Source organism: Nonomuraea sp. NPDC049714 (genome assembly GCF_044465295.1).
Taxonomy (GTDB): domain Bacteria; phylum Actinomycetota; class Actinomycetes; order Streptosporangiales; family Streptosporangiaceae; genus Nonomuraea.
Genome location: NZ_JBITLM010000019.1, coordinates 71,831 through 95,011, shown reverse-complemented (window position 1 = coordinate 95,011; position 23,181 = coordinate 71,831). Strand labels below are relative to the sequence as shown.

Annotated in this window: 24 protein-coding genes; 5 read left to right on the top strand and 19 right to left on the bottom strand. The window is 71.6% G+C overall.

Going from position 1 to position 23,181, the window contains the following annotated elements:
- Window positions 1–8: 8 nt before the first annotated feature.
- A complete protein-coding gene (locus ACIBQX_RS46620) occupies window positions 9–812 on the bottom strand; it encodes a GNAT family N-acetyltransferase (RefSeq protein ID WP_397016517.1) in 804 nt (267 codons plus the stop codon).
- Window positions 813–898: 86 nt separating this feature from the next.
- The gene (locus ACIBQX_RS46615) at window positions 899–1,405 is read right to left on the bottom strand and encodes an HNH endonuclease (protein WP_189137328.1); all 507 of its coding nucleotides are present in this window, start codon (window positions 1,403–1,405) and stop codon (window positions 899–901) included.
- A 292-nt stretch (window positions 1,406–1,697) separates the two neighbouring features.
- On the opposite strand from ACIBQX_RS46615, the gene ACIBQX_RS46610 reads away from it, so the two are divergent.
- Window positions 1,698–3,752, top strand: a complete 2,055-nt coding sequence (locus ACIBQX_RS46610; protein ID WP_397016515.1) for a prolyl oligopeptidase family protein — start codon at window positions 1,698–1,700, stop codon at window positions 3,750–3,752.
- A 448-nt stretch (window positions 3,753–4,200) separates the two neighbouring features.
- On the opposite strand, the gene ACIBQX_RS46605 is transcribed toward ACIBQX_RS46610, so the two are convergent.
- The 9 genes from ACIBQX_RS46605 to purU form a co-directional block, all read right to left on the bottom strand.
- On the bottom strand, window positions 4,201–5,061 hold the full coding sequence (locus ACIBQX_RS46605; protein ID WP_397016513.1) for a polyphosphate polymerase domain-containing protein: 861 nt from the start codon (window positions 5,059–5,061) through the stop codon (window positions 4,201–4,203).
- Window positions 5,058–5,603 carry a DUF4956 domain-containing protein gene (locus ACIBQX_RS46600; protein ID WP_397016636.1) on the bottom strand — a complete coding sequence of 182 codons (546 nt, stop codon included), beginning with the start codon at window positions 5,601–5,603 and terminating at the stop codon, window positions 5,058–5,060. The genes ACIBQX_RS46605 and ACIBQX_RS46600 overlap by 4 nt, the downstream gene beginning before the upstream one ends.
- Window positions 5,604–5,792: 189 nt before the next feature.
- The gene (locus tag ACIBQX_RS46595; RefSeq protein WP_397016634.1) at window positions 5,793–6,356 is read right to left on the bottom strand and encodes a class F sortase; all 564 of its coding nucleotides are present in this window, start codon (window positions 6,354–6,356) and stop codon (window positions 5,793–5,795) included.
- Between the two features lie 2 nt (window positions 6,357–6,358).
- The gene (locus ACIBQX_RS46590) at window positions 6,359–6,787 is read right to left on the bottom strand and encodes a hypothetical protein (protein ID WP_397016511.1); all 429 of its coding nucleotides are present in this window, start codon (window positions 6,785–6,787) and stop codon (window positions 6,359–6,361) included.
- Between the two features lie 95 nt (window positions 6,788–6,882).
- On the bottom strand, window positions 6,883–7,545 hold the full coding sequence (locus tag ACIBQX_RS46585; RefSeq protein WP_397016509.1) for a response regulator transcription factor: 663 nt from the start codon (window positions 7,543–7,545) through the stop codon (window positions 6,883–6,885).
- Window positions 7,542–8,942 (bottom strand): ATP-binding protein, encoded by a 1,401-nt coding sequence (locus ACIBQX_RS46580; RefSeq protein WP_397016507.1) that lies wholly within the window; start codon window positions 8,940–8,942, stop codon window positions 7,542–7,544. The genes ACIBQX_RS46585 and ACIBQX_RS46580 overlap by 4 nt, the downstream gene beginning before the upstream one ends.
- Before the next feature lie 96 nt (window positions 8,943–9,038).
- On the bottom strand, window positions 9,039–9,419 hold the full coding sequence (locus tag ACIBQX_RS46575) for a hypothetical protein (RefSeq protein ID WP_397016505.1): 381 nt from the start codon (window positions 9,417–9,419) through the stop codon (window positions 9,039–9,041).
- Window positions 9,420–9,489: 70 nt separating this feature from the next.
- On the bottom strand, window positions 9,490–10,353 hold the full coding sequence (locus tag ACIBQX_RS46570; protein WP_397016503.1) for an SDR family oxidoreductase: 864 nt from the start codon (window positions 10,351–10,353) through the stop codon (window positions 9,490–9,492).
- Window positions 10,354–10,393: 40 nt separating this feature from the next.
- Window positions 10,394–11,242: a formyltetrahydrofolate deformylase gene (gene purU, locus ACIBQX_RS46565; protein ID WP_397016501.1), complete on the bottom strand. Its 849-nt coding sequence runs from the start codon at window positions 11,240–11,242 to the stop codon at window positions 10,394–10,396.
- Between the two features lie 139 nt (window positions 11,243–11,381).
- Between purU and ACIBQX_RS46560 the strand changes: the two genes are divergently transcribed.
- Entirely contained in the window at window positions 11,382–12,305 is a 924-nt protein-coding gene (locus tag ACIBQX_RS46560; RefSeq protein WP_397016632.1) for an anion permease, read from the top strand.
- Window positions 12,306–12,321: 16 nt separating this feature from the next.
- On the top strand, window positions 12,322–12,981 hold the full coding sequence (locus ACIBQX_RS46555; RefSeq protein WP_397016499.1) for a DUF47 domain-containing protein: 660 nt from the start codon (window positions 12,322–12,324) through the stop codon (window positions 12,979–12,981).
- A gap of 11 nt (window positions 12,982–12,992) precedes the next feature.
- Here the strand turns inward: ACIBQX_RS46555 and ACIBQX_RS46550 are convergent, their stop codons facing one another.
- Window positions 12,993–13,877 (bottom strand): LLM class F420-dependent oxidoreductase, encoded by an 885-nt coding sequence (locus ACIBQX_RS46550; RefSeq protein ID WP_397016497.1) that lies wholly within the window; start codon window positions 13,875–13,877, stop codon window positions 12,993–12,995.
- Between the two features lie 33 nt (window positions 13,878–13,910).
- On the opposite strand from ACIBQX_RS46550, the gene ACIBQX_RS46545 reads away from it, so the two are divergent.
- Both ACIBQX_RS46545 and ACIBQX_RS46540 read left to right on the top strand, forming a co-directional pair.
- A complete protein-coding gene (locus ACIBQX_RS46545; RefSeq protein ID WP_397016495.1) occupies window positions 13,911–14,264 on the top strand; it encodes an ArsR/SmtB family transcription factor in 354 nt (117 codons plus the stop codon).
- On the top strand, window positions 14,261–14,698 hold the full coding sequence (locus ACIBQX_RS46540) for an NUDIX hydrolase (protein WP_397016493.1): 438 nt from the start codon (window positions 14,261–14,263) through the stop codon (window positions 14,696–14,698). Before ACIBQX_RS46545 ends, ACIBQX_RS46540 begins: the two co-directional genes overlap by 4 nt.
- Before the next feature lie 26 nt (window positions 14,699–14,724).
- On the opposite strand, the gene ACIBQX_RS46535 is transcribed toward ACIBQX_RS46540, so the two are convergent.
- From ACIBQX_RS46535 to ACIBQX_RS46505, 7 genes are all read right to left on the bottom strand, one after another.
- Window positions 14,725–15,489 carry an MBL fold metallo-hydrolase gene (locus ACIBQX_RS46535; RefSeq protein ID WP_397016491.1) on the bottom strand — a complete coding sequence of 255 codons (765 nt, stop codon included), beginning with the start codon at window positions 15,487–15,489 and terminating at the stop codon, window positions 14,725–14,727.
- Window positions 15,486–16,268, bottom strand: coding sequence for a hypothetical protein (locus ACIBQX_RS46530; protein ID WP_397016489.1), 783 nt, complete (start codon window positions 16,266–16,268; stop codon window positions 15,486–15,488). Before ACIBQX_RS46530 ends, ACIBQX_RS46535 begins: the two co-directional genes overlap by 4 nt.
- Before the next feature lie 48 nt (window positions 16,269–16,316).
- The gene (locus ACIBQX_RS46525) at window positions 16,317–17,468 is read right to left on the bottom strand and encodes a pyridoxal phosphate-dependent aminotransferase (protein ID WP_397016487.1); all 1,152 of its coding nucleotides are present in this window, start codon (window positions 17,466–17,468) and stop codon (window positions 16,317–16,319) included.
- 56 nt (window positions 17,469–17,524) lie between these two features.
- Entirely contained in the window at window positions 17,525–19,159 is a 1,635-nt protein-coding gene (locus ACIBQX_RS46520; protein WP_397016485.1) for a tetratricopeptide repeat protein, read from the bottom strand.
- 274 nt (window positions 19,160–19,433) lie between these two features.
- Complete coding sequence (locus ACIBQX_RS46515) at window positions 19,434–20,702, bottom strand: DMT family transporter (RefSeq protein ID WP_397016483.1); 1,269 nt, start codon at window positions 20,700–20,702, stop codon at window positions 19,434–19,436.
- Between the two features lie 193 nt (window positions 20,703–20,895).
- Window positions 20,896–21,375 (bottom strand): GNAT family N-acetyltransferase, encoded by a 480-nt coding sequence (locus tag ACIBQX_RS46510; RefSeq protein WP_397016481.1) that lies wholly within the window; start codon window positions 21,373–21,375, stop codon window positions 20,896–20,898.
- Window positions 21,372–22,940 (bottom strand): XRE family transcriptional regulator, encoded by a 1,569-nt coding sequence (locus ACIBQX_RS46505; protein ID WP_397016479.1) that lies wholly within the window; start codon window positions 22,938–22,940, stop codon window positions 21,372–21,374. Before ACIBQX_RS46505 ends, ACIBQX_RS46510 begins: the two co-directional genes overlap by 4 nt.
- Between the last annotated feature and the right edge of the window lie 241 nt (window positions 22,941–23,181).

Here is a 23,181-nt window from a genome sequence, read left to right as displayed (position 1 = left end):
TACGGCCGTCAGCGCTGGAAGGTCACCTGGGCGTAGTCGGACACCGGCTCGTAGCCGATCGACCGGTAGATGGCGTTGCTCGTCGGGTTGGCCAGGTCGGTGAAGAGCACGAGGTGGTCGCAGCGCTCGTCGAGCCCCACCTGGCTGGTGTAGGCGGTCACGGCGGCGCCGTAGCCTCTCCTGCGCCGCGCCGGCGGCGTGTAGACCGGGCCGATGCGGCACACCCCGCCGGCCGCGGGCGACAGCGCGGCGAACGACACCGGCTCGCCCTCGGACTCCCAGACGAACAGCTCTCCGTGGGACAGCCGCTGCCCGGTCCGCCCCGGCACGTCCTCGCCCGCGCCCAGCCTGACCTCGTCGTAGAAGGCGTACATCCAGCTGACCAGCAGGGGCAGGTCGCCCTCGGCGGCGGGCCGGCCGCGGCCGGGCACGTCGGGGACGGTCAGCGTGCCGAGGCGGTAGAGGCGCTCGGGCAGCACGTGGCCGGAGCGGCCGAGCGCCCGCGCCACCTCTTCGGTGAGCTCGCGCGGGCCCACGACCTCGGGAATGTCGCCGTGTAACGCCCGAACGAGCTCGGCGGCGGCGCGGACCGGCATGCGGGCGAGCCCTACAGGGCGGGGAGGGGTGCGGAAGGCGGCGCCGCGCACCTGCCCGCCGTCCGTCCACCAGCCGAAGTAGGCGTCCCGGGCGGTCATGCCCGCGCGCAGGCCGGCCAGGACGGTCAGCGGCACCGTGTTGCTCACCGGATCGGTCAGCAGGAAGGGCTCGGCGGCCCTGGCGAACTCCTCGACATCCGTGGTGAAGGTCCACATGCCGCAGATCCTGCCAGGCGGTCACACCCGAGGGAAAGCGAAAAAAGACCCGGCCCCCGTAGCGGGGACCGGGCCTCAGGTCAGGATCAGGCCGCCGGTTCGAGGTAGGGCGCCCATTGCGGGTCACCGACGAGGGACGCGCCGATGAGCCGCCAGTGAGCGCCCCGTGGCACCGCCGGGGCGACGCGGAGCGACCACCCCAGCTCCTCGAGGTATTTGTCGGCCTTGCGGTGGTTGCACGGCGTGCACGAGGCGACGCAGTTCTCCCACGTGTGGGTGCCACCCCTGGAGCGGGGGATGACATGGTCGATGGTCTCGGCCCGCTGGCCGCAGTAGGCGCAGCGGTAGTCGTCGCGCCGCATGAGGGCGGCCCTGGTCAGGGGGATGCGCGAACGGTAGGGGATGCGGACGTATCGGCGGAGCCGGATCACCGACGGGACGTCGAGCGTGCAGGAGGCGGAGCGCAGCACGGCGCCCCGGCCGTCGCGGTGCACGACGTCGGCCTTCTCCCGCAGCACCAGCACGATGGCCCGGTGCAGCGAGAGCGTGGTGAGTGGCTCGTAGGTGGCATTCAGCAGCAGGACTTGGCGCATCATCGGGCCTCTTCCCGCTGCGCGCGTATCAGAGGGGACATGCCGTGGCATGTCCCGGCTATTCGCCCCTCCTGGGGCATCGACGCTTGCGTCACGTGGACCTCCGCCGGACGGCCCAGCGGATGGTCACCACGGCACCGTCCTGTCTGCAAGTCTGGCGTTTACCGCGTGGTCCCCGCCACCCCTTAACCTCCAGCCGGAATGACCAGAGGGACGCACGGTACGTTTTATTCCCGCATCACCAGGCCTTTACGCCATCCGCGCGGCATCGCCCTTGCCGTAGGGTCGAAGCATGACGCGAGAGCCCTACCCTGCCGCACCGCGCGAGGAGACCGTCGACATCCTGCACGGCACGCCCGTTCCCGATCCGTACCGCTGGCTGGAGGATCCGGCCGGCGCGGAGACGGAGAAGTGGCTGCTCGCGCAGGCCGAGTTGTTCAAGCGGGAGAGCGGGCCGCAGCGCTTCAAGTCGCGGATCGCGGAGCTCCTGATGTCGGGCTCGATCGGCACCCCCGCCTGGCGCGGCGGCAGGCACTTCTTCAGCCGGCGCACGCCGGAGCAGGAGCACGCCGTCTTCTACGCGGTCGACGCCGACGGCACCGAGCGGGTGCTGGTCGACCCGATGGCGCTCGACCCCACCGGGCTGACCACGCTCGACGCGGTCCAGCCCGACAAGGAGGGGCGCCTGCTGGCGTACCAGATCTCGGTGGGCGGCGACGAGGAGTCGGTCCTCTACGTCATCGACGTGGCGACGGGCGCCCGTGTGGAGGGCCCGATCGACCGCTGCCGCTACTCCCCCATCGCCTGGCTGCCGGGCGGCGAGGCTTTCTACTATGTGCGCCGGCTGCCGGGCACCGAGGTGCCGGAGAACGAGCGGCAGTTCCACCGCCGCGTCTACCTGCACCGCGTCGGCACCTCCACCGAGGACGACGTGATGATCTTCGGTGACGGCATGAAGATGACCAACTACTACGGCGTCTCGGTCTCGCGTGACGGGCGCTGGCTGCAGATCTCCGCCAGCGAGGGCACCGCCCCGCGTAACGACCTGTGGGTCGCCGACCTGGACGCCTCCCCGCCCGAGCGGCCGGAGCTGAGCGTCGTGCAGGAGGGCGTGGACGCCCAGACCGGCCTGGTGTTCGGCCGCGACGGCAGGCTCTACGTGCACACCGACCGGGACGCGCCGCGCGCCCGGCTCTGCGTCACCGACCCGGCGGAGCCGGGCCACGACTCCTGGCGTGACCTGATCCCGCAGGACGAGGAGGCGGTCCTGTCGGACTTCGCCATCCTCGACGACCTGGAGCGCCCGGTCATGCTGGTGGGCTGGACCCGCCACGCGATCAGCGAGATCACCGTGCACGACCTGGAGACCGGCGAGCGCCTGGGCGAGGTGCCGACGCCCGGCCTGGGCACGATCGGCGGCATCTCCGAGCGGCCCGAGGGCGGCCACGAGGCCTGGTTCGGCTACACCGACAACACCAACCCGCCGTCGATCCAGCGCTACGACGCCAGGACCGGCGAGACCACCCTCTGGGCGGCCTCGCCCGGCGCGGTGGAGGTGCCGCCGGTGCGCACCGAACAGGTCGTCTACCGGTCGAAGGACGGCACCGACGTCCGCATGCTGATCATCTCGCCGGTCGACGGCGAGGGCCCGCGGCCGACCATCCTGTACGGCTACGGCGGCTTCGGCCTGTCCATGACGCCCGGCTACTCCGCGTCGATCCTGGCCTGGGTGGAGGCGGGCGGCGTCTACGCGATCGCCAACCTGCGGGGCGGCGGCGAGGAGGGCGAGGACTGGCATCGCGCCGGCATGCTCGCCAACAAGCAGAACGTCTTCGACGACTTCCACGCCGCCGCGACCCACCTCGTCGAGACGGGGGTGACCACGACCGCGCAGCTCGGGATCTCCGGCGGCTCCAACGGCGGCCTGCTGGTGGGGGCGGCGCTGACCCAGCGCCCGGAGCTCTACTCCGCGGTGGTCTGCTCGGCGCCGCTGCTCGACATGGTGCGTTTCGAGAAGTTCGGGCTCGGCGCCACCTGGAACGTCGAGTACGGCACCGCCGAGGACCCCGAGCAGTTCGGCTGGCTGCACTCCTACTCGCCCTACCACCACGTCAAGGAGTCGGTCAGCTATCCCGCGACGCTGTTCACCGTCTTCGGGTCCGACACGCGGGTGCACCCGCTGCACGCGTGGAAGATGTGCGCGGCGTTGCAGCACGCCTCCACGGGCGACCGGCCGATCCTGCTGCGCAACGAGACCGAGGTCGGCCACGGCGCCCGTTCGATCAGCCGCACGGTCGACCTGTCGGCGGACACGCTGACCTTCCTGGCCAAGCATCTGGGTCTCTAGCCGGGCCCATGGTGGAAGCATGAGTGAGCCGGGGTTCGCCTTCGTCGAGGCGGACCCCGCCCTGCGCTGCGGCCCTACGTGACGTGGCTGATGGCTTACCGCGAGTCACACCGCATCGGTGACCCGCGTGCAGGCGGCGATGCCCGGCGCGGTGCTCATCCTGGGCTTCGGCTCGGCTACGACCAGGCGCACATGAACGAAGGGCGCGATCAAGCACGCCGAGCTGTTCGTCGACGACGACCTGATCATGATCGGGCCCGGCCGCCCCGGCGGGCCCGGCGTCTACATCGCCGTCGACGACGCCGACGCCCACCACGACCGGGCCCGTGCGGCCGGCGCCCAGATCACCATGGCCCTGGTCGACCAGACCAGACCTACGGCTCGTGGGAGGACCCCGAGGGCAACACCTGGTACTTCGGCACCTATCGCCCATGAGCAGCGCGCTCCGTCACCTCGGTGTGCGCGTCGATCTCGTGGGGAAGTAGCTGCGCAGGACCGGATGCCAGCGGTTGGCGGCCACGCCGTGCAGCGTCGCCACCCCGAGGCAGTACTTGCTGACGCTGACGGGCCGCACGCCCATCTCGCGCAGGATCCGGTCCGCCGCCGCCCGCCCGTCGGCGGACTTGGACTCCAGCAGGACGCGGTCGCGGCGGGCCGCCAGCGTGCGCCGCCCGTCGCCGCAGACCAGGCCGGTGTCGCAGGTGAGCCGGGCCGAGCCGGATGTGTCCACCAGGGTGACACGGCTGTAGTCGGTGGACAGCACCGGGCCGAGCGACTGGGGACGGGCCAGCCGCAGGTTGCCCGCCAGGGTGTCGGCGACGTAGTCCAGCGCCTCCCGGGTGAGCGCGTCGGACGGGGACGCGTCGTACGGAATGCGGTGTTTGTCGGTGCAGCCGCCCGCGCCGCTGAGCTTGACCTCCAGCCAGCGGCCGCCGCCGTCCAGGTACGTGCGCGTACGGATCTTGAACCTGCGCCGCCTGTCCTGGCGGTGCTGGCGGAAGGTGAGCAGGTCGGGGGTGTCGAAGTAGGTGGAGGTGTAGCGGAACTGCCGCCGCCCGCCGATCCGCAGCACCGCGAACCTGTCGCCGAGCTCGGCCGCGAGGCCGGCCATCGTGGAGGCGCTCACCAGGTACTTGCGGTCCACGCGGGTCATCAGCCCGGAGGCGGCCGTGACCTCCTCCAGGGTGATCGGCGGCAGCGTCGACGCCACCCCCGCGAGCAGGACCCCGGCGTCGGGCCACTCTGTGCGGCGCGCCGCCGGGCTCTCGTGTCCGCGCGTCGCCGTCGCATCGTGCTCACGGACGGTCATCGCCAGGCCCTCGTGTCCATGTGCTCGGGCAGCTCGAAGCGGACGTCGACCACGGAGATGTCCCTGACGTAGTCGGCCTGGGTGACGGAGCACTGCAGCACCCGGCCGCCCAACCGGCTCTCCAGGTCGGCGCGGAGCAGGGCCTGGTCGGCGTGGACCACGTCGAGGGTCACCACCTGGTGGCGGGTACGGCCGAGCAGGCGGGGATGGTCGGCCGCGTACATCACCGCCAGCAGCACCACGTCGAGGAAGAGCGCGGTCAGCGGCCAGGTGGCCGCGATGGCGTTCACCAGGCCGAGCGCGATCGCGACGAAGTAGTAGGCGATCTCCTCCTGGGTGATCTCGTCGGACCGGAGCCGGATGATCGCCAGCACGCCGAACAGGCCGAACCCGACCGCCAGGTCCACCCGCTGGACGAGGAGCAGGGACACGACCGCGAAGATGCCCACGTTCAGGGCCACGTACGCGAACAACAGGTCCCGGCGGTGATGGCGGCGGAAGTACAGGCCGTAGGCGAGCGTGATGATCGCCGCCAGGTCCATCGCGAACCCGAGAATCGTGGTCGCTCGCAAGGTGCGCCTCCATGGATCGGTGCCGTTGGTGAACAGCCTGCCGACCAGCGGTGAAGCCCTGGTGAGGCGATGATGAGGGCGTTCTCATCCACATCCGACGGGTGCCGGAACGCCTGTGCCGCCGAGGGGGATCCTCGGCGGCACAGGCGTCCTGTGGGGTCAGCCGGCGTAGACGACCACGTTGTCGCGGTAGCTGCGGCGCTTGCGGTCGAAGTCGCCGCCGCAGGTGATCAGGCGGAGCTGCGCGCCCCCGCCGGAGCCGTAGACCTCTCGGTCGGGCACCCGGTTCTTGGGGTAGCGGGCCAGACGCTGGACCGTGAACGTCACCGTGCTGCCGTCAGCCCTGTCGACGTGGACGCGGGCGCCCGGGCGCAGCTGGCGCAGCCGGTAGAACACCGCCGGGCCGGTGGTCGAGTCGACGTGGCCGGCGATGACGGCCACGCCCCTCTCCCCTGGCTCGGGTCCGCCCCGATGCCAGCCGACCTGATCGAACCTCTTGGGCGCGATCAGCCGGCCGCCGGCGTCGAGCCGGAGCCCGGTCACCCTGGTGGAGACGCCGATCGACGGGATGCGTAAGCGGACGGGGTCCGCCACGTCAGCGGACACGGTCGCCGCCATGACCTGTGCACCCTGTTCGCTGACGCCACCGGTCCCGGCCGCCGCCGGAGCGCATGCCGTGACCAGGGCCAGCGCGGTGATGAGAACGGGAGCCGAGGCCGCCATGGTCACCGCCCGCCGAGCTTGCGCGAGACCGCGTAGGCCCCGGCGAGCAGCACGCCGCCGCCGGCCACCGCGAGCGGCACCACCGGAAGAGCGCCCTCGGCGGCCGAGCCGAGCCGCATCCCGGCCCCACCGGCCGCGCCGCCCATCCCGGTGTCGACCCCGCCCCTCGGACGGTCATCGTCGTCGTCCCGGGACGCCCCACCGGCCCCGGTGTCCACCCCGCCCCTCGGACGGTCATCGTCGTCGTCATCGTCCCGGGAGGTCCCACCCGACCCGGTGTCCACACCACCCTTGGGGCGGTCGTCGTCATCGTCGGCGAGGTGGACGAACGCTGCCGCGTACGCGCCCGGGGCCGTGAGGGCCATGGCCGCGATGCAGAGCCCGGACGCGATCGCGATGGCGACCGCCAGCCGCCGTAGTGCCTGGAGCATCCTGTGCCTCCTGAAGTCATCCGCACTCCCTGTGCGGATGACTCCAGGCTCGGGGGACGCCGTTGGGGCACCGTGAGCGCGAGATGAGAGGCCTTTCACCCGGCGCGGAGCCGGTATCCGGTCCCGCGCACCGTCTCGATCCGGTCGGCGCCGATCTTGCGACGCAGGTAGCGCACGTACACGTCCACCACGTTGGAGCCGGGGTCGAAGTCGAACCCCCACACGTGGCTGAGCAGCTGCTCACGGGTGAGCACCTGGTCGGGGTGCCGGCAGAAGACCTCCGCCAGCGCGAACTCGCGGGTGGACAGGTCCACCGACCGCTCCCCCACGTACGCCCGCCGGGTGCGCAGGTCGAGGGCCAGGTCGGAGACCCGCAGGACGGTCACCTCGGGCTGCCGGTCAGCCCGCAGGCGGAGCCGAACCCTCGCCAGGAGCTCCTCGAAGGCGAAGGGCTTGGCGATGTAGTCGTCGGCGCCGCCTTCCAGCCCGGCGACGGTGTCGGTGACGCTGTCGCGGGCGGTCAGGATGATGACGGGGATGCCCACCTTGGCCTCGCGCAGCCGCCGCAGCACGGTGAACCCGTCGCTCAGCGGCAGCCCGATGTCGAGGATGAGCAGGTCGAACGCGCCGCTGGCGGCCACGTCGTAGGCCGCGACGCCGTCTTCGACGACGGCGGTGACGAAGCCGTTGCCGCGCAGTCCCTTCTCCAGGAAGGACGCGATCCTCGCTTCGTCCTCGGCGATCAGAATGCGGTTCACCGTACCTCCCTGAGTGGAACGGTCATGACGAAACAGGCGCCGCCGCCGGGGGCGTCCACGACGGTGACGGTCCCGCCGTGCGCTTCGGCGATGGTCGTGACGATGGCCAGGCCCAGCCCGGCGCCGTCGTGCGCGCCGGTGCGGCCGGCGCCGCGCATGAAGCGCCGGAAGATCCGCTCGCGGTCCGCGGGCGCCACCCCGGGGCCGCTGTCCCGCACCCACAGCTCGACCGACCGATCTCGTACGGCGGAGCCGACGGCGATCAGGCCGCCCTCCTCGGTGTGCCGCACGGCGTTGGCCGCGAGCTGCATCAGCGCCTGGGTGAGCCGCTGCCGGTCGGCGGGCATGCGGGCCTCGGCCACCTCGTCCACCCGCCAGCGCCGCTCGCCGAGCGCTCGTGCCTTGGCCACGACGCTGACGGTGAGGTCGGCCAGCTCGACCTCCTCGATGGCGAGGAAGCCGGGCTGCTCGGCCTTGGCCAGCGTGAGCAGGTCGTCGACCATCCGGTTCATCCGGTCGAGCTCGTCGGTGACCAGGGCGAGGGTCTCGGCGCGGTCGGCGGGGTCGTCGCCCATCAGCTCCAGGTGGCCGCGGATGACGGTGATGGGGGTGCGCAGCTCGTGGCCGGCGTCGTCGACGAAGTGGCGCTGCACCGCGAAGGCCTGCTCCAGCCGGTCGAGCATGTGGTTGAAGGTCGCGGCGAGCGCGGCCACGTCGTCCTCGCCCGGCACGTCGAGCCGGCGGGTGAGGTCGGAGGAGTCGCTGATCTGGGCGGCGGTCTGACGCACCAGCCTGATCGGGGCGAGCACCCGCCCGGCGATGAACCAGCCGGCCCCTCCCGCGAGGGCGAGCGCCGCCAGCGCGGTGAGGCCCACCACCCGGACCGCGTCCACGATGTCGTCCCGGTGCCGGTCGTAGAAGATGGCCACCACGAAGTGGCCGGACCGGGAGTCGCCGGCCACACTGACCGGGACGGCGGTGTACCAGACCGTCCCGGCGGTGCTCTCGTACACGTCCATGCGCGGTCTGGACGCCTTCGCCATGCCGGCGACCAGCGCGTCGTCGGTGTCGAGCCGGGCGGGCGCGGGGACGGCGGTGCGGCGGTCCGCCTTGCCGTCGACGATGCTGAAGAAGGTCTCCCACCGGTCGGGCGGGTTGTAGGCGAGGTAGCCGGTGAGCAGTTCTTCGACGTCGTCGACCCGCCGGCCCGTTGCCGGATCGAACGCGGTCGCGGCGTAGCGGCGCAGTTTCTCCACCTCGTTGACGAACTCGCCGTGCATCCGATCATCGAGCCGGGTGAGCAGGATGGTCCAGGTGGCGAAGACCGAGGCGGCCAGCGCCAGGGCGGCGACCGCGAGCATCCAGCCCACGATCCGGGCACGGGCGGTCACGCGCATCGGCGCGCCGGGTCAGTCACCGGGTCAGTCACCGGGGCAGTCCCAGGGTCGGTCCCCTGGTCGGTCGCCGGGGCAGTCCCGGGGTCGGTCGCCGGGTCAGTCATCGTCGCCGCCGTCGTCATCGTCGTCATCGTCGCCACCCGGCCGCGGCGACGGCGGGCGGACCGGCTCGACCTTGGCCGTGCGCTCGCTCGGCGTGATGGCGGGGCGCTTGGTGGAGGTCGGCTCGGGGGTCGCGCTGGCAGCGGGAGCGGAAGCGGAGGTGGGGATGGATGTGGAGGTGGGGATGGAGGAGGGCGGCTCGCCGGTGGGGGCACGGTCCTGCCGCGTCCGCGTGCTGTCCACCGGTGCCGGCGACACGACGACGGGCTCGCCCAGATCTGGGCCGCTGCCGGCGGCCTGGACGAGCCCGATCGCCAGGAACCCGGCGACGGCCACTCCGGTCAGGAGCGCGGCCAGGGGTGCTCGGCGTCTCATGACGTCGAGCATGACGGTGGTGGAGGAGAAGATGCTGAGGCTCAGATGAGAATGCTCTCATCTGCCGTGCTCAGCCGGGCAGCGTCTCCCCGCCGATCGGGGCCAGCACCTCTCCGGTGTAGTACGACGACAACCGGTCGGCGGCGAAGAAGACGTACGACGGCGCGATCTCGTCGGGGTCGGCGGCCCGCTTCATCGGCACCTGCTTGCCGAACTGCTCGACCTTCTCCGGCGGGAAGGTGGCCGGGATCAGCGGCGTCCAGACCGGGCCGGGCGCGACCGCGTTGATCCGGATGCCCCGCTCGACGAGGTTCTGTGCCATCGAGTAGGTGAAGGCGTTGATCGCCCCCTTGGTCGCGGCGTAGTCGATGAGGGTCTTGTTGCCGCGCAGCCCGTTGATCGACGAGGTGTTGATGATCGCGGCGCCCTCGCGCAGGTGCGGCAGCGCCGCCTTGGTCACCCGGTAGTAGCTGTGGATGTTGACCGCGAACGTGTGCTCCCACTGCTCGTCGGTCAGCTCCTCCAGCGAGTCCACCGGCGCCTGGTAGGCGACGTTGTTGACGACGATCTCCAGGCCGCCGAGCTCGGTCACCGTCCGCTCCACCACCTGCGCGCAGTGGTCGCGGTCGCCCAGGTCGCCGGGGAGCAGCACGCAGCGCCGTCCTTCGGCCTCGACCAGCTTCCTGGTGTGGTTGGCGTCCTCGTGCTCTTCGAGGTACGCGATCGCGACGTCGGCCCCCTCCTTGGCGAAGGCGACCGAGACGGCCCTGCCGATGCCCGAGTCGCCCCCGGTGACGAGCGCGCGCTTGCCGCTCAGCAGCCCTCTGCCTTCGTAGCCGCGCATCTCGTCGCGCGGCTCGGGCGCCATTCGCCCGGTGTCTCCCGGGTACGGCTGGCTCTGCGGTGGTGGTGTGGAGTTCGCGTCTTCTGACATGTCCAGCGCGTGCCCCGGCCGGGGCACGGTTAACGCCTGGTCAGCGGGGGAAGACGACGGTCTTGTGGCCGTCGAGGAGAACGCGCTGCTCAGCATGCCATTTGACCGCCCTGGCCAGGGCCACGCACTCGACGTCGCGGCCGATGGCCACCAGGTCCTCAGGTGAGTGGCTGTGGTTGACGCGGGCCACCTCCTGCTCGATGATCGGGCCCTCGTCCAGGTCGGACGTGACGTAGTGGGCCGTCGCGCCGATCAGCTTGACCCCCCGGTCGTGCGCCTGGTGGTAGGGCCTGGCGCCCTTGAACGACGGCAGGAACGAGTGGTGGATGTTGATCGCCCGGCCCGCCAGCTTCTGGCACAGCTCCTCCGACAGGACCTGCATGTAGCGGGCCAGCACCACCAGGTCCACCTGGTAGTGCTCGACCAGGGCCAGCACCTCGGCCTCCTGCCTGGCCTTGGTGTCGGGCGTGATCGGCAGATGGTGGTAGTCGATGCCGTGGGTCTGGGTCAGCGGGCGCAGGTCCGGATGGTTGGACACGACCGCGACGACCTCGATGTCGAGCGCGCCCGAGCGGACCCGGTAGAGCAGGTCGTTGAGGCAGTGGCCGAACCTGCTGACCATGATCAGCACGCGCGGCCTGCGCGCCACGTCACGGACCTGGAACACCATGCCGAACTCCGGCGCCAGGGCGGCGAAGGCCGCGCGGATCTCGTCCTCCGCCTGCGGCGCGGCGAACTGCACCCGCATGAAGAAGCGCTGCGCCTCCCGGTCGCCGAACTGCTGGCTCTCGGTGATGTTGCAACCACGCTCGGCCAGCAGGCCGGCGACGGCGGCCACCACTCCGGGCCGGTCTGGACAGGACAGGGTGAGGACGTATTCGGTGCTCATTCTTCACTCTCGCGGCGGGGCGCAGGACGGCTGCACCGTCGACAATACCGGGCGCGGACCGCCTCATAGGGCCGGTCTTGGGTATGTACCAGGCATTACGCGACAGCAACCCGGGAAGGAGCGCATGCCCTTGGACGCCGTGCTACTGGTCGGGGTCGCCTGCCTGTTCGCGATCGTGTCCGGGATGAACGACGGAGGGGCGCTCCTCGCGACCGGGCTCAAGCTGCCCACCGTACGCCCGGCGACCGGCATCGCGACCATGGTGGTGTTCGTGGCCCTGGTCCCGCTGGCCACCCACCAGGTCGCGCTCACCTTCGTCACCCGCCTGGCCACCTTCGAAGGCCACGGCGGCAGATCGGCCACCACGATCGCCGTCATCTGCTCGCTGGTCGTGGTCCTGGTGCTCAGCGCGAAGGGCAGGCCGACCAGCCTCACCCTGGCCATCGTCGGCGGCCTCACCGGCGCGGGCCTGGGCTGGGGGCTGCCGGTCTCCGGCCCGTCCGTGGCCCTCGTGCTGGCCTTCGGCATCGCGGCTCCCGTCGTCGGCGCGTTGCTGGCCTGGGTGCTGAGCGGGCTGCTGGTCAAGCTCACCACCACGCACGGGCTGTGGCACTGGCACTGGGCCGGCTTCCTGCTGCAGACCCTCGCCTACGCGGCCAACGACGGGCAGAAGATGCTCGCCGTCTTAATGATCGCGCTGGGCTTCTCGGACGCGCCGCTGCCGTACACGTCGCTGGTGGCCGCGCTGTTCGGGCTCGGCGCTCTGTACGGCCTACCGAAGGCGGGACGTACGCTCAGCCGGGAGATCATCGCCTTCCGGCCCTTGCACGGCGTGGCGGCGGAACTGTCGGCGGGCACCGCCGTGCTCGGCTGTTCGGCGCTGGGCATGCCGGTGAGCATGACCCAGGCCATCGCGGGCGGGCTCATCGGCGCGGGGGTCAACCAGGGCGGCGGCCGGGTCCGCTGGTACGCCGCAGTGAAGATCGTCACTGCCTGGCTGCTGACGCTGCCGGCCAGTCTGCTGCTGGCCGCGGTGGCGGCCTATCTGGTGAAGGGAGCGTGATGGACCGTTTCGACACATGGCCGCCCGCACCGGAGGTGCGCCGGTGAAGCGGCTGCGCCGGATCCGCGACCTGCTCATCGGCCGCATGGACAGCGCGCTGTCGGACGCGCTGCTCGGGCAGCTCTCGGCGACCAAGGAGGGCGCCTGGCTGGCCATGGCGATGATCGGCGGCGAGGTGGGCAGAACGGGCGCGCACGAGCAGATGCGCACCATCGAGCACCTCGGCGACGAGGAGCGCCGCCGCCTGGTCGAGGAGCTCCGCTCCGCCCTGGTCACGCCGATCGACCGGGAGGACCTCTTCAGGCTCTCGCGCTCGATCGACGACGTGCTCGACTCGCTGCGGGACTTCGTCCGCGAGTCGCACCTGTATCAGGTGCCCGACCAGATCCGCTTCACGCCGCTGCTCGACCAGGTGATCGTCGGCATCGACGCGCTGGAGAACGCCGTCCGCGACCTGGTCTCCAGCCCGTCGGCCGTGGTGCACGACGCGCTGGAGGCCAAGAAGACGGGCGGTGCCATCCGCCGGATGTATCAGTACGAGATCTCCCGCATCTTCTCCGGCGAGCTGACCGCCAACGCGATGAAGGAGCGTGAGCTGGTGCGGCGCCTGGAGATCGTGGGCATCGCCATCAGCGAGGCCGCCGACGCCATCGCGGACGGCGCCATGAAGCGCTGAGCCGGAGCGGGCTAGAGCCCCAGGGCGGGAGCGAGGAGGCGGAGCTGGGCCAGGGCGTCGGCCAGCTCCGGCTCGGGCGACAGCGGCTGGATCGCCACGTGGTCGGCCCCCGCGTCGAGGTGGGTGCCGATCCGCTTGGCGACCGTCTCGGCGCTGCCCCAGGCCACGATGGCGTCGGTCAGCCGATCGCTGCCGCCGTCGGCGAAGTCCTCGTCGGAGAAGCCCAGGGTGCGCAGGTTGCCGAGATAGTTGGGCAGCGTCAGATAGGGGGACATGTGGGCGCGGGCGATCTCGCGGGCCCGCGCCGGATCGGTCTCGACGACCACGGCCTGCTCCGGCACGAGCAGCCGGTCGGGGCCCAGGATGTCGCGGGCCAGCAGGGTGTGCTCGGGCGGCACGAAGTAGGTGTGGGCGCCGCCGGCCCGGTCCCTGGACAGCTCCAGCATCCGGGGGCGCAGCGCGGCCAGCAGCCGGGGCGCCTGCGCCTGCGGAGTGGGCAGGATCTTCCTGGCGTCGTCCATGCCGTCGAGGTAGCGGCTCATCGCGGTCAGCGGCTTGGCGTAGTCGTGGCCGCGCATGCTCACCAGCGGGCCGTGGCTCACCCCGATGCCCATCAGGAACCGGCCGGGAAAGGCGTCGCCGAGCGTCACCTCGCCCGCGGCCATGGCCGTCGCGTCGCGCGACCAGATGCTGACGATCCCGGCGCCGATCGCGAGCCTCCGGGTGGCGGCCAGCAGCACCGCCGCGCAGGTGAACGGGTCCTTGCTCCCCCAGCCGTCGTTGACCCAGGCGGAGCCGTAGCCGAGCTCCTCGATCTCCGCCGCCGCCCGGCGGGCCTCGCCGGCCGGCGCCTTGCCGATCATGGGGTGCCACACTCCGACGTGCCCGGCGTCCACGGCCACTCCTTCTGGTTAAACTGTTCGATCGAGATGGAACACTACACCAGAGCCCCGTCGAGCCGATCTCGCTCCCTGGCCCACGCCTCCCCCGTCGAGGTGTCGCTGCAGGCCGCGCTCGACGCGCTGAGCGACCCGATCCGCCGCCGCATCGTCCGCGAGCTGGCCGGGGTCCCCGACTGGACCCGCCCCTGCGGCACCTTCCGTCACCTGCCCGTGGCCAAGTCCACGCTCAGCCACCACTTCGCGGTCCTGCGCGGCGTCGGTCTGCTGGAGCAGCGCGACGAGGGTCCGCGCCGCCTCAACCGGCTGCGCAGGCCCGAGTTCGACGACCGCTTCCCGGGCCTGCTCCCGCTGGTTCTCGCCGAGCCGGAGAGCCTGCCGTGACCACCAGCGACCGGCCCGCCGCGCGGGTGGTCTGCCTCGACCGCGACGGCAGGGTGCTGCTGATGCACTGGCACGACCGGGTCAGCGGCCTGGACGTCTGGGAGCCTCCCGGCGGCGGCCTCGACCCCGGCGAGACGCCCCTGGAGGCGGCCAGACGGGAGCTGACCGAGGAGACCGGCCTGCCGGGCGCCGCCGTCCAGGACCTCGCGGTCGAGGTCGGGCGTGACTTCACCTGGCTCGGCGTCCGCTACGTCAAGACGGAGTCGTTCTTCCTGGCCCGCTTCCCCACCAGCCGCCCCCAGGTCACCCCGGGCGCCCTCACCCAGGAGGAACGAGACGCCTATCTCGGCTGCCGATGGACCCGCCGCCTGCCCGCCGGCGTGGAGCCGCCGACCCTGGCCACGGTCATCCGGCAGCTGACCACCCTCGCCTGACGGCCCCGCTCAGACGGCCGCTTCGCTCACAGGTGCACCGTGTGGCCTGCGGTGGCGACGGCGAGGTGGCCGGTGTAGGACCTGCTGGCCGCGTCGAGCGCGGGCTCGTGCGGGGTGTCCGGCCACAGGTGGGTGAGCAGCAGCCGCGCCGCACCGGCCGAGGACGCCGTACGGCCGGCGTCGGCGGCCGTCGAGAGATGGCGGGCGTCCTCCTCGGGCACCCACTCGGGGTACGTCGCCTCGGCCAGCAGCAGGTCGGCGTCCCTGGCGAGGTCCACCAGCTCGTCGGCCGGCCCGGTGTCCCCGGTGTAGGCGATCACCCGGCCGCCGCCGGTCAGCCGCAGCCCCGCGTTGGGCACGTGGTGCGGCAGCGACCAGGCGTCCAGCCGGAACGGCCCGACCTCGCACGGCCGGCCGGGCGTCAGCTCCAGCAGCTCGACGCCGCCTGCCAGCATGGCCGGCCGATCCAGCGCGAGCACCGCGTCCAGCGCACCCGGCGGCGCGTACACGGGCAGCGCGGGCGGCGGCGCGGCGCCAAGAACGCGGGCGCGGAGCAGCGGGTTGAGGTCGGCGCAGTGATCGGGGTGGCCGTGGCTGACCAGGACCGCGTCCACCTCCTCGGCCGCCGTGGACGCCAGCAGCCTGGGCAGGGTGGCGTAGCCGGGGTCGATCAGCACCCGGAAGCCGTCGTACGCGACCAGATAGCCGCTGCACGCCTGGCCCGCCGCCGGCCACGCCCCGCACCCGCCGAGCACCGTGAGCCGCACGCCCGCGCTTTCCCCGGCTGTCACCGCTCGTCGCCGTGGCCGAGCTCGGACAGGGTCATCGCCATCAGGTCGCGCAGCAGCGGCCCCGACGCCTTCTCGTGCTCGGCCTCGACCGAATGCCCCTGGGCCACCCTCGTGTGGTAGACCTCCCGCTTGCGGGCGTCGGTGTAGGGCTGGGCGGTCAGGGCCACCACGACGGTGGCCCGGGTGCCGGCGTCCGGGAGGACGGCCACGGCGTGGGTGCGCAGGCAGGTCTCGTCCGGCTCGCCGAACCAGCCGCACTTGATCCCCGCCTCGGGCGCGCCGAGGGCCTGGCGTGTGCCGTAGGTCTGGTCGCCCTCCACCCGGCGCATCCACTCCAGGACGCTGCCCGCCACGGGATCGCCGGCGAAGGCCGCCTGGGCGAGCGCCGCATAGGCCGTGGCGACCTCGTCGGCCGCCACCTCGATCGAGCCGAACCGTGAGGGGTCGGCGTTGTGCATCGGCCAGGAGACGCCGGTGCGCTGGTAGATGTCGTCGAGGATGACGAGCGGGCCGACGGCGAGCCAGAGGCTGCGGGTGTCGGAGTTGGACGAGATGACCACCGCGGGCTCGGCGTGGCGCTGCCAGCGCTCGGTGTCGGGGATGCGCGCGGCCGTCACCCACGCGTACAGCGGTTTGAGCAGGGAGGCGCAGCGCATTCTGTGCAGGCCTGAGCGGGCGCTGACCGTGCGCGGCGGCGGCCCGCCGTGACCACGGCTGATGCCGGCGGCCTGGGCGCTCGCCCCCCGCTGGAGATCACGTAGCAGCTCGTTGTACCCCACCGCTCAACCGTAACCGCTGTGCGGAGCGTTTCCAGCGACCGCCGGGATTCAGCCGAGGGCGGCGGTGAAGCGGTCGCGCAGTTCGCTCAGGCGTTCGACGGGCTCGGCGCTGTAGACCAGCCGGACGTAACGGGAGGCCACCGCCTCGCCCCAGGCGGTCATCGGGGTGGCGGCGACGCGTCCCTTGTCCAGGAGGCGGGCGGACAGGTCCTGGGCGGTGTGGCCCAGCCGTTCGGCGTCCACCAGGCAGGACCAGCCGCCGGCCGCGCGGACCACCGGCAGACCGGCCAGCTGCCGGATCACCGTGTCGTGGCGCGCCTGGTACTCGGCCACCGCCTGGTCGACCCCGGCTCCGGAGGGATCCGTCAGGGCGGCGGCGGCGCCGAGCTGGTGGAAGCCGCTGGCCACGGTGGTGTTGTAGATGGCCGCCACCCTGATGCGCGTCATGATGTCCGCCGGTCCCGCGACCCAGCCGATGCGCCAGCCGATCATCCGGTACTCCTTGGACATCGAGCCGATCACGATCGTGCGCTCGGCCAGCCCGTCGACCCGGCAGGGGTTGATGCGGGGGTGCCCGGCGTAGACGATGCGCTCCATGGCGGCGTCGTGGACGAGGTAGGCCCCGGTGCGCTCGCAGGTCGCGGCGACGGCGGCCCAGTCCTGCTCGTCGAAGACCACGCCCGACGGCATGGAGGGGCTCATCAGGAGCAGCGCCGCGGCGGACGTCACCTCGGTCAGGGCCTGCCGGTCCAGCCGCCAGTAGCCGTCGATCACCCGCAGCGGCACCAGGGCCGGCCGGGCGCCCGCGAGGCGCACGCGCTGCAGCAGGCCGGCGTAGGTGGGGTCGGTCAGGACGACGGAGTCGCCGGGCTCGGTCGTGGACAGGAGCACGGGCATGACGGCGGACGTGCCGCCCGAGGTGATGACGATCTGCCGCAGCGGGTCGTAGTGGACTCCGGTGCGGACGCGCAGGTCGGCCGATATCGCCTCACAGAGCTGGGGCAGGCCGGTGAAGGGCAGCCAGCTGTTGCCGGTGCCCTCCGCGAGCGACGCGCGGGTGGCCTGGACTGCGGCGGGCGGGGGCGGCACGTCGGTGTCGAGGTTCTCCATCCGCAGCACGTCGGGGTCAGCGCCGGCCGCGGCGGCGACCTGGTCGATGTCGAACGGCTGCACGTCGGCGAAGCGGGAGTTCGGCCGCATGACGCTTCCCTCCTGTTGTTCCGTAAAGGGAACACTTGCTCAGGGCGGGCCGGGTGTCAACCGGGCTGCTGGGCGGCGCGCGCGTCGTCGGCCTCCGCCTCCGCCGTACGGCCCAGGGCACGCAGGGCCACGGCGCGGTTCACGTACAGGTCGGGCTGGGGATCCAGGCCGATCGCCTGCGTGAGGTCGGCCACCGCGCCCTCCGGGTCGCCCGCCGCGTAGCGGAGCACTCCGCGGTTGCCCCAGGCGGCGGCCAGCCCAGGAGCCCGCTCGACGGCCGAGTCCAGCGCCCGTCTGGCCTCGGCGAGCCGGCCCGCCCCTGTTTCGAGCTGGCCGAGGACCGTCAGCAGGTGGGGGTTGCCGGGGCTGAGCGCGAGGCCCGTCGTGGTGTCGGCCCTGGCCTCCTCGTCGCGTTCGAGGAAGGCGAGCAGGCCGGCCCTGTTGACGTAGGCGTCCACGTAGCCGGGATCCAGGTCGATCACCCGGTCCAGGTCGGCCAGCGCGCCCGGCACGTCCCCCTGGACGATCCGCAGCTCGGCCCGGTTGTAGTGGGCCTCCGGCAGCGGCGGGCCGACCCGTAGCGCGGCCTCGTAGTCGGCCAGCGCCTCATGGTGCCGGCCCAGCTCGAACAGGAGGTTCCCCCGGTCCACGTAGGAGTCGGGGAACATGGGATCGATCGCGATCGCCGCCGCCCAGTCCTCCAGAGCCTCCTTGCTCCGCCCGAGCGCGGCCAGCAGCTGCGCCCGGTTGGCCAGCAGCACCATGCGGTGCAGCGGATGCCGGTCGCCCAGCTCGCGGGCGAGCTCGATGGCCGACTCCACGAGCGCCAGCGCCTGCGGGGCGCGGCCCTGCCGCAGCTCGATCAGCGCCAGCCCGTTGCGGTCGAAGCCCAGCTTGAACGCTCGCTGCAGGGGGTCGGGCAGCAGCGTGGAGATGGCGATGGCCTCGTTGATCCAGCCCCGGGCCCGGCCGAGGTCACGCTGTGCCGGGTCGGGGTGGCGGGCGTCGAGCATGGCCAGCCCGTAGGCGCCGGCGGCGTGCACGGCCGGGTCCTGACTGGACCTGCGCGCCTCCTCCCACAGCTCACGCGCCCCCTCCCGGCGGCCCAGCCCGCCGAGCGCCGTCGCGGCGCGCTGCGCGAAACGCCACCACTGCTCGCCGCCCGGCTCGCTCAGCGCCAGCCCGCGCCCTGCGAGCTCGACCACCGCGTGCAGAAACCCCTCTCGTACGCCGCGGTCCACGATCGCCCAGAGCCCGTCGGCGTCGCGGGTGTCGGGGGGCGGCTCCGGTCCGCCCAGGTAGACGGTGATCTCCAGTACGGACGGCGGGATCCTGCGCATCAGCACGTCGAGCAGCTCGACGTCCGTGGGATCGGCCTGCGCGCCGTTGCAGACGACGAGAGTGCTGCCGGGCGGCACCACGTCGCGGACGAACTCCGCGATCCCGTTGGCCAGCCTGAGCGTGCGGCGGGGTGCGGGCACCAGGATGCGCTCGTCGTCGGTCAGGTCCGCGCCGAGGGTGGCCCGCCTGGCCGGTACGAGGTCACGGAGGCCGGGCGCGACGGCCCGGATCTCGATGTCGTACGCGGCGACCAGGCTCCCGGACCGTTCCAAGGCGGCCGGGACCAGGTGTCCCAGCAGGGCCGCCCCGACCGTGTAGGGACCGCGCGGCCGCCGATGTCCGTCGATCATGGGCATCAGCGACCGCTCGTCCTCGGAGAGCGCGGGCGCAGCGCCCTGTGCCCTGCGGTGAGACCTTCCCTCCCTCACCCCTTGTGAATGACGCTGGAGGTCCCGCTGAGCCTCGCGGTTCCGGGCTTGCGGACGGCGATGCGCTTCATGATGCACCTCTTCATTGGGGGTATTTATCTATTATTCGGACACTTCAAGATTTATCAAGATTGATGTACGAATAAGAGTAGTTTAATGAATAAGAAGCGCTTGATAATTCATGGTGATATATGCCCTATTGGGACCGAAACCAGCATGATCTCGCCCCCGATCTTGTTTTATCGGACTGCCCGATCAGTTCGCACAGACAGCGGCCGAGCACCGTCATCGACTGGCAGCAGCCGGGCGGCGACTGGCTCTGGGACCGCACGATGTGGGTCGCGCGCTCGATCAGCCGCTCCAGGCTGGGCTCCCCGGAGCCCTTGACCGCTCGGGTGCTCCAGGGACAGGCCTCGGTGTGCGAGCAGGCGGGCTTCGCGGCCGGAGTCGGGGCCGCGGGCGGGTCCGCGCCGTCCGGCTTCAGTGGGTCGTCGCGCTTGATCTTCAGCTCGCCGAGCACGCGGGAGGCGCGACGGGTCACGATCAGCAGGTGCCGGCGCTCCGGATCCGGTACGTCCAGCTGCGCCCCGGACGGCACGGCGAGCAGCATCGCCCCCGCCATCAGCCCGCCGCCGACGAGCATGCTCCACCCGATCTGCTCGCCGTACCCGATCACCGCGATCGCGGCCACCCAGAAGGGCTGCGAGGACATCAGCACCGCCGCGGGGACGGCCGGCACGTGCGTCTGGCCGTACGAGCGAGCCAGGAACCCCAGCGCGCACGAGACGACGGACAGGTGCGCGAGTCCCGCCCAGTCCATCACGTCGGCCGGCAGCGTGATCCCGTCACGCACGGCCAGCCCGCCGGTGAGCAGCCCGATGGTGCCGAGCTGCACGACGGTGAGGGCGTAGGCGTTGAAGGTCTCGCCCTTCCTCGACATCCGCGCGAGCAGCAGCGTGTGCCCCGAGTAGAGAGCGGCCGCGGAGAGCGTCGCCCAGAGCGCCGGCAGCGAGAAGGCGTTGCCCTCCACCCCGCGCAGCAGCGTGAACACGGTCATGCCGGCCAGCGCCAGCAGCACCCCGACCCACACCCGTCCGGGCACCCGCACCCTGAACAGGACCAGGGCCATGATGGGCGTGATCACCACGCTGGTCCCGACCGCGAACCCGGAGACCGCGGCGGGCAGGCCGTTCAGCGCGACGGCCTGCGCGCCCTGCCCGACCCCGAACATCACGCCCAGGATGATGCCGTTGACCCACACCGTCCGTGACAGCCCCCGCAGGCAGCCGGGCCGGATGAGAAGCAGCGTCACGGCCGCGATGGTGTAGCGCTCGGCGAGGAGATCGTCCACTGGTAACCGGTGAATGAGATCCTTCATCAGCGGAAAGGCCGACCCCCAGGCCGCGCTGACGAACAACAGGAGCACGACTCCCGTCAGGGGCCGGGGAACGGGCACGACTGCCATGCCGGAAGCATCTCACTACAGTTCGCAGCCGCCACTGGACAGTGAACCGGTGGTGATGTTCCTCTACCACCTGGAGTGAAGAGCCTCACTAGTAGGCCCTGACTTCCATATCCTCACCGCTCGCCAAAGCCGCTATACCCGACATATCTCTTTCAACGCATCAGGTGTACCGGCGCACACGCGGGAGGGGGCCTCAGCGGCTCGCCGGCTCCAGGCGCTTCTCGCCGTAGATGACCGTGAGCCCGCCCACCTGGCGGCGCGAGGTCTCCTGCCAGCCCTGGCGCTGGTACAGCGCCAGGGCCGCGCCCTGGTTGAGGGTGGTGTCGCCGCACAGGCTGTGGAAGCCCAGCTCCACCGCCCGGTCCTCGAGCGCGGCCAGCATGGCGGCGCCGAAGCCGCGCCGCTGGTGGTGCGGGTGCACGCGCAACCGGCACACCTCGGCCGTCCGCCTGTCGACGGGTTTCAGCCCGCCCATGGCGACCACCCGCGAGTTCACCTCGCCGACCAGGAAGTCGCCGCCACAGGCGAGGTAGAGCTCCTGGATGAGCGGGAAGTCGTCGTCGTAGTAGACGCCGTCGCCGGGCACCAGACCCACCTCCGCGAGGCAGATCTGGTGCAGGGCGAGAATGGTGTCGAGGTCAGACCAGCGATAGCGGCGAATCTTCAGCTTCATGCACCGCCGATCCCTTCGCCCAGGAGCGGCTGCGGCGGCCGCAGTTGCTCGCGGTAGACGGCGAGCTTGGGATGGTTGGCGTCCCGCGCCATCACCGCCTGCTCCAGCGCGAGCGCCGGGCGCATGATGAAGTCGGTGCGGTATTCCGGGCCGAGCAGCCGCAGCGCCTCGGTGGCGGTGTCGAGCGCGTCGGCGAGGTCGCCCTCGATCAGGCGGCACTGCGCCCGGTCGAGCCTGATGAGCGTCTGGTCGAGGATGTGGTCCTGGTACTTGTCCAGGGCCTGGTCGAGCACGACCTCGGCCTCCAGGGTCTGGCCCAGCTTGGTGAGCACGTCGCCCTGGTAGAAGTAGAGCTGTTTCTCGGTGTAGCCGAACGCGGCGTCCTCCTGGTCCCCGGCCTTCATGTGGGAGAAGGCGTTACGGGCCCGCGCCAGCGCCCGCTTGGCCTGGTCGACGACCTCCTTCTTGCTGTCGGTGCCGGACAGCATGGCCAGGGCCCTGGCCTCGACGACCGGCGCCATGGCCTGCGCGGCGCACGGCGTCTGGCCGGCCAGGTCACGGCTCTTCTTCGCCAGGTTGAGCGCCTCGCGGGCGTCACCGTAGTACAGGGGGACGAGCGCCTCGCGAGCCGTGACCCAGGCGCGCAGGGCACGGTCGCCGGTCTCGTCGGCGGCGGTGCGCCCGGTGCGGAAGAAGGAGCGGGCGAGCCGGTGGTCACCCAGATTGATCATGATCATGCCGCTGAGCCCGGACAGCTGGGCGGCCATCCGGCACAGGCGCTCCTGGAGGTCGATCGGCTGACGCCGGCACATGGCGGTGCGCACGGAGCTCAGCTCCAGCAGCACGTCGCACAGCAGCCGGAGCGGGGCGGTGGTGGTGTACTGCCGGCCGAAGCTGAGCGTCGCCTCCTCCCACTGGTCGAGCATGGCGGGAGACACGGTGGCCGACACGAGGGTGCGGTCCATCCGCCTCCTGATGCCTTCGCAAGCGCCGAGCACCGGGCCGTCGAGCTTGGCCGCGCTCGGGTTGCTGGACAGAAGCTGTAAAAGGGTGCGCCGGAGGACGTTCTCATCCTCCTCGCCCTCGAAGCTCTGATCCGCGGGAGGCGGCGGTGTCCCGATGTCGGGCGGATCCGCCAGGGCCGCGCCATGCCGCCCCTGCAGGTCGTTGCCGCCGACCACACCCGGCATCCGGTGACCGTGCCCGCAGATGCACGGCCCGTCATAGCCGAGGGAGGCAGGCTCCACGCGGTAGACGGTGCACAGGTAGTGGAGGTATTCGGGGCCCGGCCGTTTGAGCCCACTCTCATAGGCGGACAAAAGGGTCTCGCCAATGCCGGGGGGCGGCTTCTCGTCACGCTCGAACAGGGCTCTGACCTGTTCGATCACGTCGGCGAGCGCGATCCCGTACGAAAGGCGATGCCCCTTGATCTTGGTAGTGCCGAACTGAGGTCCACACACTTCGTGGATCTCCTCGGCGATCTGGGCGGCGGAGCGGCCGGTGGCGAGCCCTTTGGCTCTGATCCGCCGGGCCATCTCCGTTTCCCTGTGCTGTCTGCCGGACATTCCGGCCCCTTCCACAACCTGTGTCCTGACCGGCTTTACACTCTAGTCACTCTGCGTAGCGTCTAGGTTGCAGTCCGCCTTGCCATGACTATGAACCATTCATGGCAGCTTGAAAACGTCCTATTGAAGAGTACGGATAAGGATCGTCCTCCGGCGGACTGTTTCTTACAACCTATGAGTGAGAATGCGACTCCCCGGGGGTTCGGGGGCCTCGTTGCGCGCACCGCTGACATGAGTCATG